This is a genomic window from Enterococcus florum (assembly GCF_004309355.1).
In the GTDB taxonomy this organism is placed as follows: domain Bacteria; phylum Bacillota; class Bacilli; order Lactobacillales; family Enterococcaceae; genus Enterococcus_A; species Enterococcus_A florum.
Genome location: NZ_BJCC01000004.1, coordinates 17,516 through 33,889, shown reverse-complemented (window position 1 = coordinate 33,889; position 16,374 = coordinate 17,516). Strand labels below are relative to the sequence as shown.

The window sequence follows — 16,374 nt, the reverse complement described above, 5'->3', positions numbered from 1 at the left end:
CTCCTACTCGATTTCATAAATGGTGTATGCAGCGTAATCAGTCTCTAAGTAGTCCACAGCTGTGTGGACATAATTGGGTTTGCGCTGCATCTCAAAAGTAATCCCACTGTATTTTTCGATGGTTGCGCCAGCTGCTAATGTTACTTTATTAGAAAGCTTGTTCAGGGTATAGATGATACAAGCTTCTTGATCGGAATAAATGGTCAGCTTATTTTTTCGTTGGCGATCCGTTAAACGGATTTTTGGCTCCAGTTCATCGTTATTGATGAAGCAATAAGCCAAATCGATTCCATTGGCACAGATTTTTGACAATGGAGTATCTAAATTCAAGGCTTTTTGGATCACCTTTTCTTCAGTGAAATTAAAAGGGGTATATTCTAATGTCTGCATCTCAGAATACTCTTCTGTTGGTACAAACTGCTCATCAATCAGCTGAATTTTGGCCGGTGCTGTCTGCAGTTGGTGGAACTCAATAGTTGGCTCTTCCCCCAGATTAAAATAGCTGTGATTGGTCAAATTGCAAACAGTCGGCTGATCTGCCTGACCTTTCATTTGAATCGCAAAGTGATTCTTTTCTAATCGATAGATCAGCTCCAGCTTCATTGGGTCATAGGGAGACTCTGTATCTTGAAACATTAAATGATAAGTCGTATCAGACAGCTTTTCAACCGTCCATTCTACTTGATGCAAACCGGACTTCCCGCCATGCAAGTGTACCTTTCCTTCATTGGTATCCAGCACCCTTCTATCTCCATAAGAATCTTGATAAAATGCTGGAAATGTTCGTCCAGCATTCCGACCTATTGTTGCTCCGAAAAAATAGGGATTCTTCAAATAATCTTTGTAATTCTGATAAGCTAAAAGATAATTTTGCTGAGTCTTTTTGTTGATCATTTTAGTTAAGATTCCTCCATAACTTAAAAATTCAATACAAACAAACTCATTTTCTAGTTGATAAATTTCCATCAGCTGCTCCTTTCAAAAAGAGACTAGGAACATCAAGGTTCCTAGTCTGGCTGTGGTTATTTGGTTACCCGTTGAATTTCAGGATTGGTAAAGATATCACTGGCATCATCACTAGGTGAAGAAAATTCTGAAATGATCGCTCCTTCATTTCCAGCCTGGAACCAATGCTTGATATTAGGTTCAATGGTGTATTGTTCTCCAGGATTCAATTCTACTTCGTGCATCACCGTATAATGGGCTTCCTGTCCTTCAGGAATGTTACTTTGAATAACAGGAGTTGCTTCGCCTTCGACGTATAAATACACCTTTCCTTTACGGCAGCGGAAGGTTTCTCGCTTGCCTACATCCCCTTCACGAGGAGGATGCCGGTGTTCTGGGCAGGTTTGACCTGGCAGCAACACCATTTCCTTTGCACAATAACGATCGTTGTTTTCATAAACAATCAAATTCAAACCTTCTGATTCCAAACGCTTTAAACCAAAGTCTGCATAATCAATCGAAGACAATTCTTTTTCGGTAAATACAATTCCTGAGTCTAAAAAGCGTTGCTTCACTTCTTCTTGATACATCATGTTTTGTCCTCTTTTCCTTAAGAAATCGTCAAATCATCCCAAGAAACTTCCTCTTCTTCCTTATCTTCCGTAACAACTTCAGCGTTTGGATCCACTCTTTTTTTCAACACGAGAATCGTTATAGCAGTTGCCAGGGAACCGATGGCTAAGGCAGCTAGAAAGGCCCAAGGACGAGTCATCGTTGGAATAGCGAACATACCAGAAGCTGGAATGTGGCTATCTGCTCCCCAAAGCATACTTAACCCGCCGCCAATTGCACCGCCAACGCCGGTAGCGATAACATTACGGACCAAATCATTCAACACGATTGGGAAGCAGCCTTCAGTAATCTGACAAATTCCCATCGGAAAAGCCGTTTTCAACGTTTCGATTTCTTGTCGATTAAAGATATTCTTGTTAATTATTTTTCCGATAAAGTAAGCAATGGTTAATCCAAATGGCGTAACCATTGAAGCTAGAATCAAAACAGTGATCGGCTCGTAGATGCCTTCTGAGAATAAAGCGAAGACAAAGGCGAAAACCACTTTATTGATAGCGCCACCATAATCAATCGAAGCTAAAACTCCGATAATTGCGCCATAAACAAATAGTGAAGAGGTATTCAAATTACTTAAGTATCCAGTGATCAAATCTGTAAACCAAGTGATCGGTGTGCCTACAACATAATACATTACCATACCAGCCACAAAGGCACTAAGGAAAGGTAAAACCAGCGTTGGCATTAAACCTTCCATCCATTTTGGTACTTTGATGATCATCATCATGACTACGACGACATATCCTGAAACATAGCCGCTGACTACTCCGCCTAGAAAACCAGTTCCGATTCCGTGAGCCACAAATCCAACTACTAGACCAGGGGCAATGCCTGGTTTATCTGCAATCGAATAGGCAATCGCAGTAGAAACGATCATTGGCAAGAAGCCTAACCCATAACCTCCCATCGTAGTCATTGTGTCCGCAAAACTAAAGCCTTCTCGAAAATTCTCAATACTGGCACCGCCCATCATATTGCCGATGGCCAGCAAGAAACCTGAAGCAACAATAATTGGTAAGAAAAATGAAATAGCTGTCATCAAATGTTTTTTGAAACCAATCGCTTTGATCTTTTCCATGATCTTCCTCCTCATAATTTACGCTTCATTGTTGGGAACCCCTGTAAACTGCATACTCAGGACTCCCAACAAGAAGATTTAGACTTTGACTTCCTCTAACTTTTCCACTAGTTTATTGGGGGATTTTACGACTAAACCGGTCGGAACCTCTACGATTTTTTTGTTTTTAAAACGTTCGCGACCATTGACTTTGATGTCGGCCGCAATAATGACAACATCGGCCTCATCAATATCCTTTTGTGTTAATGCATCTTGGGTACCTGCCAAGCCTTGCGTTTCGATATGAATTTCGTGACCGCGGCTAGTGCTGGCTTGAATCAGCTTTTCTTTAGCAATGTAGGTATGGGCGATTCCGGCTGTGCATGCGGCTATTCCAACAATTTTCATAGCAATTCCGCCTTTCTTAATAGAATTTAACTTTATCGTTTGATTTGAATAAATTAATTTTGTTTAGAGCAACCTTTTTGGTTTCTGACATGCAGCTTGGGAATAAGACATTTGGCTCTCTTGCTTCTAGGTTGCCAGCATTCAAAACTTCCCGTAATTCATTGGCAAAGACAATTTTGATATCACTAGAGATATTGATTTTGTTTACGCCCATTGTTACAGCCTTGCTGATTTCTTCATCTGGATTACTGGAGCCGCCATGCAATACCAACGGAATATCCGTTAACGCCTCGATTTCTTCTAAAATGTCTAGACGTAATTTAGGATCAACATCCTTTGGATAAATTCCGTGAGCTGTTCCAATTGCAACAGCTAGGCTGTCAACACCGGTTTGGTCAATAAAATCTTGAGCGACTTTAGGATCGGTATAAACGATCTCGCTTACGCCGCCTTCCACGGTATTTCCTGTGTCGCCGATCGTTCCCAATTCAGCTTCGACTGAAACGTTAGCAGCATGAGCTGCTTCTACCACTTTTTTCGAAATCGCCACATTGTCTTCGAAGGACAAGTGTGAAGCATCAATCATGACCGAAGTGAAGCCGATACTGATAGCATGCATGACTTGCTCAAAGCTGGCCCCATGATCCAGATGGATACACACCGGGATTTTTGTATGATTGGCTAAATAAATCGCTTGAGCCACAAAACTGTCAGTTAAAAAGCTCAACTCATCGGGGTGGATAGCAATCATAACTGGAGATTGTGCTTCCTCACAAGCTTCCATTACAGCATTCAATAGTTGCCCTGACCCAGCATTAAAAGCTGGGACAGCAAATCCTTGTTCCTTTGCGACACTCAAAATTTCTTTTCCCGTTACTAACATCTAATTTTCTCTCCTCTTTTTTAGGAATTCGTAATTAATTCAAATAATTCATCAACCGTTGCCACTGTTTTCAAACGTTCAATAAAGCAATCGTTTGCTAACAGAATAGCGATTTTTTGCAGCAATAAAACATGAGTGGTATTCGCATCAGAATCTTTGACTGCAAACATAATGACCACGCTAACCCCCTTACCGTCTAAAGTTTCCCACTCTATTTCATTCTTTAGCGTTGCAATCGCAACAGTTGTTTCCTTCACAGCTGGGGACTTTCCATGAGGGATTGCAATCCCTTGTCCGATCCCCGTTTCACCTTCCTCTTCTCGCAAATAAACGTCTTTTAAAAAACGTTCCGCACTTTCGATATACCCTTTTTCATCTAAAAGCTGGGCCAGCTCATTTAGGATCTCGGCTTTGTTTTCTGCGGTTGACTCAATCTGCATCAACTCTTTGTGGATGACTTTATCCAGTTCGATTTTCTCCATCGTTCTTCTCTCCTTTTTTATCTTTGCAAGTAGTTTTAACTAAAACTCAAGTAGTATCTAGTTCGTTAAGTGTATAGTTGATATTTTGAATGTCCTTATCCGTTAATAGCGGACTGATATTTAAGACAGGTATTTCTTCAATCGTTAAAGGCACACGCAAGGTTGAAAAAATTAAATCGATATTCTCATAAATAAAGCCTTGGTTTTTCTTCATCTGCCGTTGGCTCATCGTGGCCACAATATTCAGATTCGGGAAATTTTGCTGTACGCGAACTTTTAAAAGCTCCGAGGTACCTACACCAGTCGAACAAACCAGCAAAACATTTTTATTCTCTTGGCGGTCGATTTTGTACTTTTCAAAATATAGCGTAAGATAACCAATCTCCGCATCGTTCATTTTCGTGTCAAACATCAATTCCTGATTGATCGCTTCAGCAATTCTTTTTACCTTCAAAAAAGTTGCACGGTATTCCAGCATCAAGTCGTCTAAGAGGTTGTTTTCAACTCTGATCCCTGCACGTAATCGACTCAGCATCGGTAAAATATGCTGGTGAAGATCTTCATACAATGATCGGCTAGACGGCAATAAAGAAACATCTGAGATAGAAAAATAGTCAAGAATAAATCTTTTAGTCATTTCTTCAGCAAGTTTTTTATCGACATTGCTGCTTTCTCTTTTTTGACTATTGATAGAATAAATGTTTTGAAAAACAAAATAGCTTTCTAAAGAACTCATTTTGATGGTCAAGTAATTCTCAATATTGGTGATGATTTGTTCTGAAACTTGTTTGATCTGCGGATTAGCTTCCATCAATTGCTGTTCTTCCTTTTCCAACGGGTCTTGGGTACCTAAATATTGAACCTCTCCTTCTCGATAGCGCTTAATAATCATAAAAATATGAGTGTAAATCGTAATGTCGTAAGGATAATTGATGTACTCCCCCAGCATTTCTTCGATCAAACTGATCTGCTGATCAATAAAATGCTTATCGATCGTATGGATTTCTACACCAATTTCATTTAGACTGTTTAGCTTGTTCATTTCTAAAAAAATACTGTTAATGGCTTTACGAAGATCAATCTCTTCTCCGATCAGCCACAAATATTCACGATCTACTTTCAGCTGGATCGCATAATTTTTCAAAATCTCTGCAGCCTTTTTTAACCGACGTTCGATCGTGCTATCGCTTAAAAATTGAGTATCCATCACACTTCGTTTGACCTTTTTGGGATGTTTGAACAATAGAGCCAAGACTAATTCATTTAAACTATTTTCTTCAGTGAACTCGACGATCGAGTAAATATCCTGATTGCGGAAAATAGTGTTCAATTTGTAGCCTTTTCCAGGTTCTGAGACAATCAACGTTTTTTGATTTTCTTTTAATGACAGTTCATTGATTTTTTTGATCATCCGATAAATCGTTTTTGTTGAAACATACAAGGTTTCCGAGAGATATTTGGCTGACACATATTCCTCAAAATTTAAAATATTGATCAGCATGTTTTCGTTTGAACTAAAAATCATTTCTCTCACCTCTTGATTCATATTCTATCTCCCTTGAATCCGTTTTCTTCGTCAACCTTTGTCTAGATATGTGGACAAGCCGATCTGGTCCACGGACAAATCGCGTCATCATAGGTTTTATCCTCTCGTTTTCATTCACAGTATTGTATCTCATCGCTTTGAGTATTTTCATCACATTCGCAAATTTTTACTTAAAGCATGCTGAATAAGCCTACGAAAGAGTGCGCTCACTCGATCATAGGCTTTGTGATACTGACTTATTCAAAAGACTCTTGAAAATCACTGATGCATGGATAGCATTTAAACCGATGCTCTTTTGAAAATCGTGCCGTCGGCAGCTTTTCAGGGATGAACACAGGATGAAATCCGCCTCGATTTGCAGCAATAATTCCTGACTCTGAGTCCTCGATCACGTATGTCTGACTTGGTGAAACCTGCAAGTGTTCAGCGGCTTTAAGAAACAATTCAGGATCTGGTTTAGCTTTTTTAACTTGAGAACCATATATGAGAGTATCAAAACAATCAATTAGTTCGGCCTGTTTCAATAATTGAACTGCAATGGATTCTTTGGCAGATGTCGCTACGGCCAGTTTGAATTTTCTTTTTTTGCTGAAGCTTAAAAACTCTTTTATCCCTTCTTTAACCACCACTTTATTTTTACGATAATGATTGGCAAATTCTGTTTCTCTTTGGCTTATAATGTTGCTGGCAAGAGCAGGATTATTGAAGGTTTCAGTCAGGAAATGTTCAATATCCTTTAAGCTTCGTCCTAAAATCTTGCGATACATCTCTTCACCAAAACTCAGGCCAACCGCTTCAAAAGCTTGGCCAAATGCGGCTTTCGAAACATTCTCTGTGTCGATCAATACACCATCCATGTCAAAAATGATTGCCTGCATAGTTAATCACCTCCAGCGGTATCCACAAAAGTCGTCCGATATTCAGTGTCAAAACGTTCTCCTGGTGCTAAACGACAGATGCCTTTTTTGTCTTCCAATCGACCACTTGCATCGGAAGGGTCCGCGATTCCATTCCACGGTTCAATACAAACAAATGGCGCCTCCGATGGGAAAGGGGACCAGATTCCTAAGTAAGGCATATCCCTGTATTGCATAACGATTGCTTTTTGAGAGTTTTGGGAACGCAAAGCTACCTGAGTCTGCTCCGAGGTTTCAAGAATCAATACACCCTCCTTGAACAGCTCTCTAGTTAAATCAAAACGAGTCTGTTCGGTTTCGAAAAGTTGGTCTGTCTGCAGCAAGACTTCCTTTGTTATAGGAATGATTTTTCTAGCTTTTTCAGGTAAAATCTCTAACCAATAGTCTTCAAATGTTTGATCCGCCTCCAAAGGCACTTTAAATCCAGGATGGGCACCAACTGAAAAAAACAGTTGGTTTTTATCTGAACTATTTGTGACGATATAACGCGTTCGTAAACAATTTTCCTCTAGAAGGTACTCGACTTCCAATTGGAAGTCAAAGGGATATCGCTTTTGTGTGTCCGAGGTGCTCATCAAGCTCAACCGAATGCTTTCTGGATTTTTTTCTACAACTGTGAAATCCATATCACGGGCAAAGCCGTGCTGACTCATTGAATAAGTTTGTCCCTCGTATTCATAACGATCATCCTTTAATTTTCCTACAATCGGGAAAAGAATCGGGGCGTGTCGACCCCAGTAAGCAGCGTCAGCCTGCCATAAAAATTCTGTGCCATCCCCTTTCGACTGAATACTAGTCAGCTCGGCCCCTTTTTCTACCATTTCCACTTTTAATCGACTGTTCTCGATGGTCAAAATGCTCATTTGTTTTCCTCCTCATTAAAAATAAAGAAGGCAGAAGAACTCTACCTTCCTTAGTTTATGAAAATCGTTGTGTCTGCTCTTGGCATTTAATTTTATCGTGCCACGAGGAAGCTGTTTCTTTTAATACTGCATTTAGTTCGTCAATATTTTTACGACCTTCTGTTCGTAACCATTCGCGAGCAGCTTCTTCACCTTTGGTAATATAAGGTTCGACACCGTTTGCCCAAGTGGCTCTGCCGCATAGTACCCCATTGAAAGTCGATCCTGCTTGTTTAGCAAATTTAAGTGTTTCTTGGAATAACGTTGCACTTACGCCAGCACTTAAAAAGATAAACGGCAGATTCGTTGCGGCACTTTGCTCTGCAAACAATTTGCTAGCTTCTTCTTTGGTGTAAACAGCTTCGTCACCGTACCCCTCAACAAATTTCATATTGACAGGCACCTCTACCTTTAACACATCCACATTGTAACGAGGATCGGAAAATTCTTTCATCATGTCATTTACTTTATGAGGCTTCACTTTGGCATATTCCTTGGAGCCTGCGTCACTGATTGTCGCATCATAAGAAACCAGTTCCAGGAAGAATGGAATCTCTTCAGCTACACACTCGGAGCCGATTCGTTCCATGTACGCTTTCTTTTGATCATTGATGGCATCCGCCTCATCGATATCGTAATAAAGAAGGAATTTACAGGCATCTGCTCCAGCTTCCTTTAGACGTTTAACAGACCAAACGTTTAATGAATCGGGTAAACGTCCCGGAGTGGATGCATCATAACCTGTTTTTTCATAGGCCAATAATAGTCCAGCACTGTCTGCGCGAGCCTCTGCTGCCGGCAATCCATATTCTGGATCTAATAAAATGGAGGTTGCATAAGGGGTTAATTCTTCCGAAACAATTTTTTTGAATGACTCTATATCTTGACTTGTAGCGGAATCTTTGTGTTTAGCAATCATCTTTTTCAAGGCCCCGCGTTGATCGATCGCTAAGGCACCGATCACTCCATCTTGATTGCTAGTATTTTTCAGTGCGTTATACTGACTTCCAGTAATTGTTTTCATGAACTATTTCTCCTCGTTAATCGCATATAGTAATTTGATAGCTTCTGAATTTGGCTCCACCATTTTATCGAATGGCAAAGCGATGTCTTCTAGTTGATAAAGTCCGGTGATCAAAGGCTTCACATCGATCTTCCCTGTTGACATATACCGTAATCCCGTCTCCCATTCATAACCTGGGAATGGCGCTGAGTAGGACATCCATGAACCCGTAACTTCTAACTCTCCACGAAGAATTTTTTCAAATGTTTCTGGATCAAGTACGACATCTTTCGTGCTTGTGCCAACATAAACAATTTTCCCGCGCTTGTTGACGAATTCGATGGATTGCTTCTGTGTGATCGAGCTGCCGGCAGTTTCAATCACCGCATCAGGCAGAGAGTGCTCTTGGAAATATTCTTCCAAGGTTTGATTCGCAGGATTGATGCCTTCGTCTGCTCCGATCGTTTTTGCAACACTTAATTTTTTATCATTCAAATCGACGACAATGATCTCTCCTGCCCCGATTGCTCTTAAAGATAAAACCGTCAACAAGCCGATCGTTCCAGCACCTAAAACCATAACTTTGGCTCCTGCTGCGATATTGATCCGTTCGATCCCATGAATCGCCACTGTTAAGGGTTCTACCAAAGCAGCTTCTTTCAGTGAGAGACTGTCAGGAACCTTCACACAATTTTTTTCTGGAACAACGACATATTCCGCCATTGCTCCTTGTTCGCGAGAGCCGATGAAGCTGTAGTAGGCACACATTGCTGGTTCTCCCTTTTGACAATTCTCGCAATTTCCGCAAGGAACAAGCGGAGCAACAGCAACTCTATCCCCTTTTTTTACATTTGTAACCTTATCTCCGACTTCTACAACGACACCAGAAAATTCATGTCCTAATACTTGAGGAAAGGCATGCACCCCTCCGTCGAAATATCTTGGAAGGTCTGAACCGCAGATTCCGCAATAGGCAACCTTGATTAAAACTTTGCCTGAAACAACCGTTGGTTTTTCAATTTCCTGTAATTCCAGTTTATGCTTCTTGGTTACTACTAAAGCTTTCACCAGTTTCATCTCCTTCAACTTCATCCACTTCTACATACAAGGTATTTCTTTTGTATTTGATAAACGTGTATACAAAGGCTGCAATATACAGTGTCAAGATGACAAAGAATCCTAAGCCCATTTCAAAAGTCAAGCCATTTGCCAGCAGATAAGTGATTGGACTTCCTGCTTGGTCAAGCGAAGAAACCCGTTCACCAGCACCAACCAGTCCGACATTTTGTCCTAACAATGTTTGTAGATTGATCATTTGATTGGAGATCCAAATCGTCATAAACATGATCACTGAGCCAGAGATCAATGTACGGAATAAATTGCCTTTGTGTACCCCAACAGCCATTGCAATGAAGAACCCGATAGTTGCCAGATCACCGAAAGGTAATACTTGGTTGCCTGGTACGATTACCGCTATCAAAATAGTGAGTGGAACAAAAATCAAGCTTGCTGCAATGACCTGTGCATCCCCCAAAAGCAGTGCTGGGTCTAACCCGATTTTTAATTCACTGCCTTTAAAATGTTTATCCAACAGATTTCTGGCAGCTTCTGAAATAGGGATCAAGCCTTCCATAATCAATTTAACAACCATTGGCATCAAGACCATCACAGCCGCCATTTGAATTGCCAGCTGCATTGAATCCCCAAAGTTATAGCCAGCCAATAGACCAATAATTAAACCAAGAAATGCGCCAACGATGGTAGGCTGTCCCAAAACACCTAAACGAGATTCGATTTTTTCTGAAGTAATGTTAATTTTATTAAGTCCCGGAATCCTTTCAATCAAATCATCGATTGGTTTTGCAAAAATACCCATGTATGCAGAAGAGCCGTGAGGAATCGAAATGCCTTCCAATCCGAAATACTCATCAGTGACTGATCCAAACATATCTCCAAGTTTGTAAGCCAACACCGCATGAACGACAACACCTAAGATACCCATGTAAAAACTGCCTGTTGCTGTTTGAACGATTGCACCGGTAAATGCCATATGCCAAATGTTCCAGATATCTACATTGACTACTCGAGTCATTTTCAATACCAACATGATGATGTTCACGGCAATTGCTACTGGAATAGCAATCAAACCAAGATCAGAAGCCCACGCCATCGGTGATGTTCCCGGCCAACCCAAATCTACTACATTCAATCCAAGATTAAAATTCTCTGCCATCGCCTCAGCCGCTGCTCCTAAGTTCTCTGTCAGCAAACTGATGACCAAACTAATCCCAACAAATCCAATACCGATCGTAATACCTGCTCTTAATGATTTTCCGATTCCTTGCCCTAACAGTAAACCTAAAATCAAGATGACGATCGGTAGCATTACGCTTGCACCTAAATCAACAATATATTGAATAACTCCCATGATTATTTCCTCCAATAATTATTTTTTTAATACATCCAGAATTTTTTGTTCTGTTGCTTCGATATTCACTCCTGAAACAAACGCCACACCATGAATCACAGGCACCCCATAATCTTTTTTTACTTTTGCCGTAGTCACGATCAAGTCAATACCCTCTTTTTTTGATTCCAACTCATTTACTCGACATTGTGTGACTTCTACTGGAATTCCTTCCTTTTTTGCCAATTCACGAATTTTGTTCGCCGCCACTGTTGAAGTTGCTACTGCTCCACCACATGCTACAATTACTTTTTTCATTTTTATCTTTCCTTTCTTTTATAGAAAACTATTGACTGTTTTTAACATCTCTTCTTCGTCGTTTGCATCAACCAGCTGATCGACAAACCCTTCCTTTTGCAGCGCTTCAATCAGATTCTGTAAAACCGTTAAGTGTTTTTGACCATCTTTGACTGCCAACAAGACGACTACATTTACATTAATCGTATCCTCATCGTCTCCACCCATTTCATTGAATACGATCGGCTCAGTCAATGTAGCGAAAATCAATTGATCCGAGTTGACCAACGACCCATCTGTATGTGGGATCGCCACACCGTGTTTGACTGGCAAGCCTGTAGGAAATTCTGCTTCTCGATCCTTCAAAGCCTGAGAAAATCCTTCGTTGACAATTCCTTTAGCCATCAAGTCTTTTGTCAAACGGTCAAACAATTCCTCTTTGTCCTTCACACTGTAACGACAATACATGAACTCCTTGGTAATCATTTTTTTCCTCCTTTGTCTGTTTGCAACGATTTGCGTTTTGTTGGCGAAAGGGTTCCCTTCGACTAACGAAAATACAATGATTGCTAATCGAATGTTTCATTCTTCCGTTGTAATCGCTAACATCATCATAGCACATTTTTTGGCGTTTGCAATACTTTTGTTTGCTTTTTTAGAATAATATTTTTCATTATCCGTATATAAGCAAAAAAGCACGCTTGTTTCCCTGTTTTTATTGCTTTAATTTTGCCTAAATGCTATTATTGACAAAAAAAGGCAAGGAGTTGCATCTGATGATACATTTGATTTGTCCCAATCCTGCAATCGACCGAACTCTTTTGATCGATGGCTTTGTTAAAGAAAAGCCAAATAGGCCCTATGAATTAAAAGAGTTTGCTGGTGGAAAAGGTTTCAATGTCGCTTATGCTATCGGATTTGAGTCCCCTGATGTTGATTTCTGTGTCCATACGATCGCTGGTGGACGAAACGGTGAGTTGCTAATAGAATTGGCGAATGCCAATAAAACAAAAGTCGAATTAACTAGAATCGACAAAAATACTCGAGTTTGCAACATTATTATGGATACCCATCTAGGAGATACTTATCCGATTTATGAGAACAGCTTTGATTTGAATCCTATGCTATTGGAAGAATTCACGGAAAATTTAAAAAAGAAAATTCATAAGAAAGACGTTGTGGTGTTCAGCGGTTCCTTGATGAAGGGGATGCCAGCAGAGTACATTGCTGACTTTATTAAAGGCTTTCGAGATGAGGACGTGAACGTTTTTGTTGACACCAGCAGTCAAGCATTAGTTCATGCCTATGAAGCGAAACCATATGCCATAAAGATCAATGATGAAGAAATTCTTGATTTGTTTCCGGATTTGACATTGGATACGATCGAGTCTTATGTTGAATTGTTAAAGTCAGAAAGGACGACAGATATCCCTGTTTTTATCATCACCTTAGGAGCGAAGGGCATCATTGCAAAAATGGAGGATCAGATCTTTCATATTCAAGCAAAACAGGTTCAGGCGAAAAATCCTATTGCTTGTGGTGACTTTTTTCTTGGTGGCTTAGTGAAATATAATTGTTTGCAAAGTGATGCTTTGACCACTCTCAAAAAAGCGATCAGTTATTCTACTGCAAATGTTTTAAGTTGGTATCCTGAGTTAAATCAAAAAGACATCGATGCTATTTACCATTCATTGGAAGTTCAAAAGTACAAATGAACATAGCAAACAATAAAAAGCAACTAGTCATGAAGATTGGACTAGTTGCTTTTTTATTCCGCCGAGATCAATTCTATGCCATGTTCGGCTAACGCATCGTTTTCTCTAGCCTCATCGGATAAACAGTCAGTGATCACAATATCGATTTCATCAAAAGAAGCTGTACGATTGAATGCCATATTTCCGAACTTGCTTTGATCTGCCAAAACGATATTGGTTTGACTTTGTTGAATCATTTGCTTAGAAACCTGCACCTCCCCCATGTGATGACTGGTGATCCCTGCTCTGCTCTCTATCCCGCTGCAGCCGAAAAAACCAAGATTTACGTAAATTTCACACATATTATTTAATGCAAATTGTCCAAACAAAGAAGATTCGTTGTTGCGCAACATTCCTCCTGGGATAATGATGTCGATCGCATCGTTTTTGAGCAGCGTATTTATGATAGGAATCGTATTCGTGACAACAGTGATGTTTTTCAATTGGGATATCTCTTTTGCTAATGCCAATGTTGTTGTTCCATAATCGAGATAAATACTGTCGCCTTCCTCGATATAATGGATGGCTGCTTTTGCAATCTTTTCTTTGGCATGCCAACGCTCGATCTTACGCTTTTCATAATCGGTCTCCCCTGTTTGATTATCAAGAACAGCGCCACCATGAACTTTTTTGATGATACCTTCCTTCTCGAGAGTATACAAATCTTTACGAATCGTTTCTCTCGTAACCTTGAGATTTTTACTCAATTCATTGATCCTTACTGATCGATTCGTATCCAATGAATCAAGGATATATTCTTTTCGCTCTGTTGAATTCATCTTTTCCCCTTTCCAAACAAACAACAGACAAAAAGAACATGATTTTCCTGCTTGAGTTGTTGTTTGTTAATTAATTCACTAATATAAAGACAGTTTCTGCTGTTAAAACAATAAACGAAGGATCACTCCTCCGCTTATTGTTTCAGTACATCCAAAATCTTTTGTTCTGTTGCTTCAATGTTTACCCCTGAAACAAAGGCTACTCCGTGTATTACTGGTACGCCATAATCCTTTTTTACTTTTGCGGTTGTGACAATCAGATCAATGCCATCCTTTTTGGATTCCAACTCGTTTACTCTGCACTGACTGACTTCGACTGGAATTCCTTCTCTTTTCGCCAATTCGCGAATCTTATTGGCGGCCACTGTTGACGTTGCTACTGCTCCGCCACATGCTACAATCACTTTTTTCATCACCGTTCCTGCTTTCTGTCTTATTCTCTGTAACCGTTAACATTATAATAACACATTTTTTGGCTTTTGCAACTAAAAACTTTGCATTTAGCAAACTTAACGCAAAAAAGTGCGCAAATTGCGCACTGCTTATTTTCATTCTTCTATATGATGGTCGATAAGTTCCACCCCTTGTTGCGCAAATTGCTGTTGTTCATCTTTACTTCTAGATCGATCGGTGATTACGATGTCGATTTGATCAAAAGACGCGGTCTTATTAAAGGCCACTGTTCCAAATTTACTATGATCCGCGAGGATGATCGTTGTTTGACTGTGTTCGATCATCTCTTTGGAAACAACGTTTTCTCCTGTATGGTGCGAAGTCAGCCCTCGTTCCAAATCAATGCCGCTGCATCCAAAAAAGCCGATTGAAACATAGATCTCCTTGATATTGTTAGAAGCAAAAGGACCATATAAAGAAGATTCATTGTTCCTGACGATTCCCCCAGGCATAATCAGTTGGATCGATTTATTTTTCAAAAGCAGATTGACGATTGGGATAGTGTTCGTTACGACGGTAATATTTTTCATCTTTGCAATTTCTTTGGCAAGTGCCAAGGTTGTCGTTCCATAATCCAAGTAGACTGTATCTCCTTCTTCAATATAGGCAGCTGCTCGTTTGGCGATCGTCTGCTTTTCATCGTGAAATTCGCTTTTGCGTTTTTCATAATCGGTCTCCTGATTGCTTATCTCTAAAACAGCTCCTCCGTGAACCTTTTTAATAAGACCTTTTTTCTCTAAATAGTAAAGATCTTTGCGGATCGTTTCACGAGTTACCTTCAACTGTTGACTCAATTCTAAAATTTTAACGGTATGATTTTCCTCTAATTCCTTAATGATCAGATCTCTTCTGGCTTCCGAATTCATAGGCTTCTCCTTTGCAAACTTTCTCTGTCTTTTCTCTTCTCTATCATACCACATCAAATTTGGCATTTTAAGAAATGAAGTGGGAGATTCCAATATTTCGCTATATTCAGTAGATCAATGTCAATGGTATGATAAAGGAAAAACGTGGAGGTTTGTATGGATACGATTACTGGAACTTGTTTGCGTGGAAAACATCATCTGGCGGTAAAAAATATGGGAATTTTGTATACAGCTGTCATTGTCACATGTGTCGAAAAATGAACGCAGGTCCTGTTATGGCAGTCGATCCCGAAGTTAGCGAAAACGTGATAGTTGAACTTGACTCAGCCTCAGTAACCACCTACTTTTCCAGCGAAGGGATGGAGCGGGCTTTCTATGCTGTTTGCGGTACCTATCTTTTTTGGCATCATTTGCAAAGGGATCACTATTGTTTAAATGCAGAACTTTTCCCTGAGATTATTCAAGATGCCCACTTTGGCCTGCAGCTTTTTTACGATCGCAAGCCGGCCTATTATGATTTTGCAAATCAAACGAAAAAAATGAATAGTACTTGATAGGAAATAAACCTTTAAAAAGGAGCGGATCCAACTGAAAAGATATGTAGCTTTGCTACGCTGGATAAATGTAGGCGGAAAAAATAAACTAGCTATGCCGCAGCTTAAAGCACTATTTGAAGAGCTTGGCTTTTCTGACGTATCTACGTACATCAATAGCGGCTATCTTATTTTTTCAAGTGAGAGCGACGATGTACCGCAGCTGATCTCGCTTTGTCAGACTGCGATCTCTGAGCATTTTGGGTTAGAGCTTCCTGTGATGGTTCTTTCATTGAAAAAACTTCAGGGTTTAGTGGATACCACACCAGAGTGGTGGGACGTTGCACACGATACGATCCACTACGTCATTTTTGTGATCCCGCCTATGCAAGCATCACAGGTCATGGAGGTTATTGGTGATATAAAACCAGACTATGAAAAAATCGCACGCTGCGAGGAAATCTTCTTTTGGTCCGCTCCATGAGAAACCTTTTCTAGGGCTCGCTGGTCAA

At 40.1% G+C, this 16,374-nt stretch carries 20 protein-coding genes; 3 read left to right on the top strand and 17 right to left on the bottom strand.

The features are described from left to right. Positions 1-3: 3 nt before the first annotated feature. The 14 genes from NRIC_RS02210 to NRIC_RS02145 all read right to left on the bottom strand — a co-directional run bounded on the left by NRIC_RS02210 (position 4) and on the right by NRIC_RS02145 (position 11,963). Positions 4-966: an aldose epimerase family protein gene (locus tag NRIC_RS02210; protein WP_146621068.1), complete on the bottom strand. Its 963-nt coding sequence runs from the start codon at positions 964-966 to the stop codon at positions 4-6. Between the two features lie 56 nt (positions 967-1,022). Continuing rightward, entirely contained in the window at positions 1,023-1,538 is a 516-nt protein-coding gene (locus NRIC_RS02205; RefSeq protein ID WP_146621067.1) for a D-lyxose/D-mannose family sugar isomerase, read from the bottom strand. Positions 1,539-1,555: 17 nt separating this feature from the next. Beyond that, the gene (locus NRIC_RS02200) at positions 1,556-2,653 is read right to left on the bottom strand and encodes a PTS fructose transporter subunit IIC (RefSeq protein WP_146621066.1); all 1,098 of its coding nucleotides are present in this window, start codon (positions 2,651-2,653) and stop codon (positions 1,556-1,558) included. A gap of 78 nt (positions 2,654-2,731) precedes the next feature. Beyond that, positions 2,732-3,040 carry a PTS fructose transporter subunit IIB gene (locus tag NRIC_RS02195; protein WP_146621065.1) on the bottom strand — a complete coding sequence of 103 codons (309 nt, stop codon included), beginning with the start codon at positions 3,038-3,040 and terminating at the stop codon, positions 2,732-2,734. Positions 3,041-3,056: 16 nt separating this feature from the next. After that, the gene (locus NRIC_RS02190) at positions 3,057-3,923 is read right to left on the bottom strand and encodes a ketose-bisphosphate aldolase (RefSeq protein ID WP_146621064.1); all 867 of its coding nucleotides are present in this window, start codon (positions 3,921-3,923) and stop codon (positions 3,057-3,059) included. 20 nt (positions 3,924-3,943) lie between these two features. Further along, positions 3,944-4,405 (bottom strand): PTS sugar transporter subunit IIA, encoded by a 462-nt coding sequence (locus NRIC_RS02185; RefSeq protein ID WP_146621063.1) that lies wholly within the window; start codon positions 4,403-4,405, stop codon positions 3,944-3,946. Between the two features lie 46 nt (positions 4,406-4,451). Continuing rightward, positions 4,452-5,951: a BglG family transcription antiterminator gene (locus NRIC_RS02180; protein WP_146621062.1), complete on the bottom strand. Its 1,500-nt coding sequence runs from the start codon at positions 5,949-5,951 to the stop codon at positions 4,452-4,454. A gap of 236 nt (positions 5,952-6,187) precedes the next feature. Beyond that, positions 6,188-6,829, bottom strand: a complete 642-nt coding sequence (locus NRIC_RS02175; RefSeq protein WP_146621061.1) for an HAD family hydrolase — start codon at positions 6,827-6,829, stop codon at positions 6,188-6,190. A gap of 2 nt (positions 6,830-6,831) precedes the next feature. Continuing rightward, positions 6,832-7,731, bottom strand: a complete 900-nt coding sequence (locus tag NRIC_RS02170) for an aldose 1-epimerase family protein (RefSeq protein ID WP_146621060.1) — start codon at positions 7,729-7,731, stop codon at positions 6,832-6,834. A gap of 55 nt (positions 7,732-7,786) precedes the next feature. Further along, positions 7,787-8,794 carry a tagatose-bisphosphate aldolase gene (gene lacD / locus NRIC_RS02165; protein WP_146621059.1) on the bottom strand — a complete coding sequence of 336 codons (1,008 nt, stop codon included), beginning with the start codon at positions 8,792-8,794 and terminating at the stop codon, positions 7,787-7,789. A 3-nt stretch (positions 8,795-8,797) separates the two neighbouring features. Continuing rightward, positions 8,798-9,850 carry a galactitol-1-phosphate 5-dehydrogenase gene (locus NRIC_RS02160; protein WP_146621058.1) on the bottom strand — a complete coding sequence of 351 codons (1,053 nt, stop codon included), beginning with the start codon at positions 9,848-9,850 and terminating at the stop codon, positions 8,798-8,800. After that, positions 9,810-11,201 carry a PTS galactitol transporter subunit IIC gene (locus tag NRIC_RS02155; protein WP_146621057.1) on the bottom strand — a complete coding sequence of 464 codons (1,392 nt, stop codon included), beginning with the start codon at positions 11,199-11,201 and terminating at the stop codon, positions 9,810-9,812. The genes NRIC_RS02160 and NRIC_RS02155 overlap by 41 nt, the downstream gene beginning before the upstream one ends. 18 nt (positions 11,202-11,219) lie before the next feature. After that, a complete protein-coding gene (gene gatB, locus NRIC_RS02150; RefSeq protein WP_146621056.1) occupies positions 11,220-11,498 on the bottom strand; it encodes a PTS galactitol transporter subunit IIB in 279 nt (92 codons plus the stop codon). Positions 11,499-11,516: 18 nt separating this feature from the next. Then, the gene (locus tag NRIC_RS02145) at positions 11,517-11,963 is read right to left on the bottom strand and encodes a PTS sugar transporter subunit IIA (protein ID WP_146621055.1); all 447 of its coding nucleotides are present in this window, start codon (positions 11,961-11,963) and stop codon (positions 11,517-11,519) included. 290 nt (positions 11,964-12,253) lie between these two features. On the opposite strand from NRIC_RS02145, the gene NRIC_RS02140 reads away from it, so the two are divergent. Further along, a complete protein-coding gene (locus NRIC_RS02140) occupies positions 12,254-13,192 on the top strand; it encodes a 1-phosphofructokinase family hexose kinase (RefSeq protein ID WP_146621054.1) in 939 nt (312 codons plus the stop codon). Positions 13,193-13,245: 53 nt separating this feature from the next. On the opposite strand, the gene NRIC_RS02135 is transcribed toward NRIC_RS02140, so the two are convergent. From NRIC_RS02135 to NRIC_RS02125, 3 genes are all read right to left on the bottom strand, one after another. Next, positions 13,246-14,010, bottom strand: coding sequence for a DeoR/GlpR family DNA-binding transcription regulator (locus NRIC_RS02135; RefSeq protein ID WP_146621053.1), 765 nt, complete (start codon positions 14,008-14,010; stop codon positions 13,246-13,248). Between the two features lie 134 nt (positions 14,011-14,144). Further along, entirely contained in the window at positions 14,145-14,423 is a 279-nt protein-coding gene (gene gatB, locus NRIC_RS02130) for a PTS galactitol transporter subunit IIB (RefSeq protein ID WP_146621052.1), read from the bottom strand. Between the two features lie 135 nt (positions 14,424-14,558). Then, positions 14,559-15,329: a DeoR/GlpR family DNA-binding transcription regulator gene (locus tag NRIC_RS02125; RefSeq protein WP_146621051.1), complete on the bottom strand. Its 771-nt coding sequence runs from the start codon at positions 15,327-15,329 to the stop codon at positions 14,559-14,561. Positions 15,330-15,586: 257 nt separating this feature from the next. Here NRIC_RS02125 and NRIC_RS02120 point away from each other — a divergent pair, with 257 nt between their 5' ends. Further along, positions 15,587-15,883, top strand: a complete 297-nt coding sequence (locus NRIC_RS02120) for a GFA family protein (protein WP_265416094.1) — start codon at positions 15,587-15,589, stop codon at positions 15,881-15,883. Between the two features lie 28 nt (positions 15,884-15,911). Next, positions 15,912-16,346, top strand: a complete 435-nt coding sequence (locus NRIC_RS02115; RefSeq protein ID WP_307720534.1) for a DUF1697 domain-containing protein — start codon at positions 15,912-15,914, stop codon at positions 16,344-16,346. Positions 16,347-16,374 lie beyond the last annotated feature (28 nt).

Excerpts from the sequence above, each read along its gene's own strand:
- NRIC_RS02125 (WP_146621051.1), bottom strand. The coding sequence starts at position 15,329 with ATGAATTCGGAAGCCAGAAGAGATCTGATCATTAAGGAATTAGAGGAA.
- NRIC_RS02175 (WP_146621061.1), bottom strand. The coding sequence starts at position 6,829 with ATGCAGGCAATCATTTTTGACATGGATGGTGTATTGATCGACACAGAG.
- lacD (WP_146621059.1), bottom strand. The coding sequence starts at position 8,794 with ATGAAAACAATTACTGGAAGTCAGTATAACGCACTGAAAAATACTAGC.
- NRIC_RS02205 (WP_146621067.1), bottom strand. The coding sequence starts at position 1,538 with ATGATGTATCAAGAAGAAGTGAAGCAACGCTTTTTAGACTCAGGAATT.
- NRIC_RS02145 (WP_146621055.1), bottom strand. The coding sequence starts at position 11,963 with ATGATTACCAAGGAGTTCATGTATTGTCGTTACAGTGTGAAGGACAAA.
- NRIC_RS02200 (WP_146621066.1), bottom strand. The coding sequence starts at position 2,653 with ATGGAAAAGATCAAAGCGATTGGTTTCAAAAAACATTTGATGACAGCT.
- gatB (WP_146621056.1), bottom strand. The coding sequence starts at position 11,498 with ATGAAAAAAGTAATTGTAGCATGTGGTGGAGCAGTAGCAACTTCAACA.
- NRIC_RS02190 (WP_146621064.1), bottom strand. The coding sequence starts at position 3,923 with ATGTTAGTAACGGGAAAAGAAATTTTGAGTGTCGCAAAGGAACAAGGA.
- NRIC_RS02155 (WP_146621057.1), bottom strand. The coding sequence starts at position 11,201 with ATGGGAGTTATTCAATATATTGTTGATTTAGGTGCAAGCGTAATGCTA.
- NRIC_RS02185 (WP_146621063.1), bottom strand. The coding sequence starts at position 4,405 with ATGGAGAAAATCGAACTGGATAAAGTCATCCACAAAGAGTTGATGCAG.
- NRIC_RS02120 (WP_265416094.1), top strand. The coding sequence starts at position 15,587 with ATGAACGCAGGTCCTGTTATGGCAGTCGATCCCGAAGTTAGCGAAAAC.
- NRIC_RS02135 (WP_146621053.1), bottom strand. The coding sequence starts at position 14,010 with ATGAATTCAACAGAGCGAAAAGAATATATCCTTGATTCATTGGATACG.
- NRIC_RS02195 (WP_146621065.1), bottom strand. The coding sequence starts at position 3,040 with ATGAAAATTGTTGGAATAGCCGCATGCACAGCCGGAATCGCCCATACC.
- gatB (WP_146621052.1), bottom strand. The coding sequence starts at position 14,423 with ATGAAAAAAGTGATTGTAGCATGTGGCGGAGCAGTAGCAACGTCAACA.
- NRIC_RS02180 (WP_146621062.1), bottom strand. The coding sequence starts at position 5,951 with ATGAATCAAGAGGTGAGAGAAATGATTTTTAGTTCAAACGAAAACATG.
- NRIC_RS02140 (WP_146621054.1), top strand. The coding sequence starts at position 12,254 with ATGATACATTTGATTTGTCCCAATCCTGCAATCGACCGAACTCTTTTG.
- NRIC_RS02160 (WP_146621058.1), bottom strand. The coding sequence starts at position 9,850 with ATGAAACTGGTGAAAGCTTTAGTAGTAACCAAGAAGCATAAACTGGAA.
- NRIC_RS02210 (WP_146621068.1), bottom strand. The coding sequence starts at position 966 with ATGGAAATTTATCAACTAGAAAATGAGTTTGTTTGTATTGAATTTTTA.
- NRIC_RS02170 (WP_146621060.1), bottom strand. The coding sequence starts at position 7,731 with ATGAGCATTTTGACCATCGAGAACAGTCGATTAAAAGTGGAAATGGTA.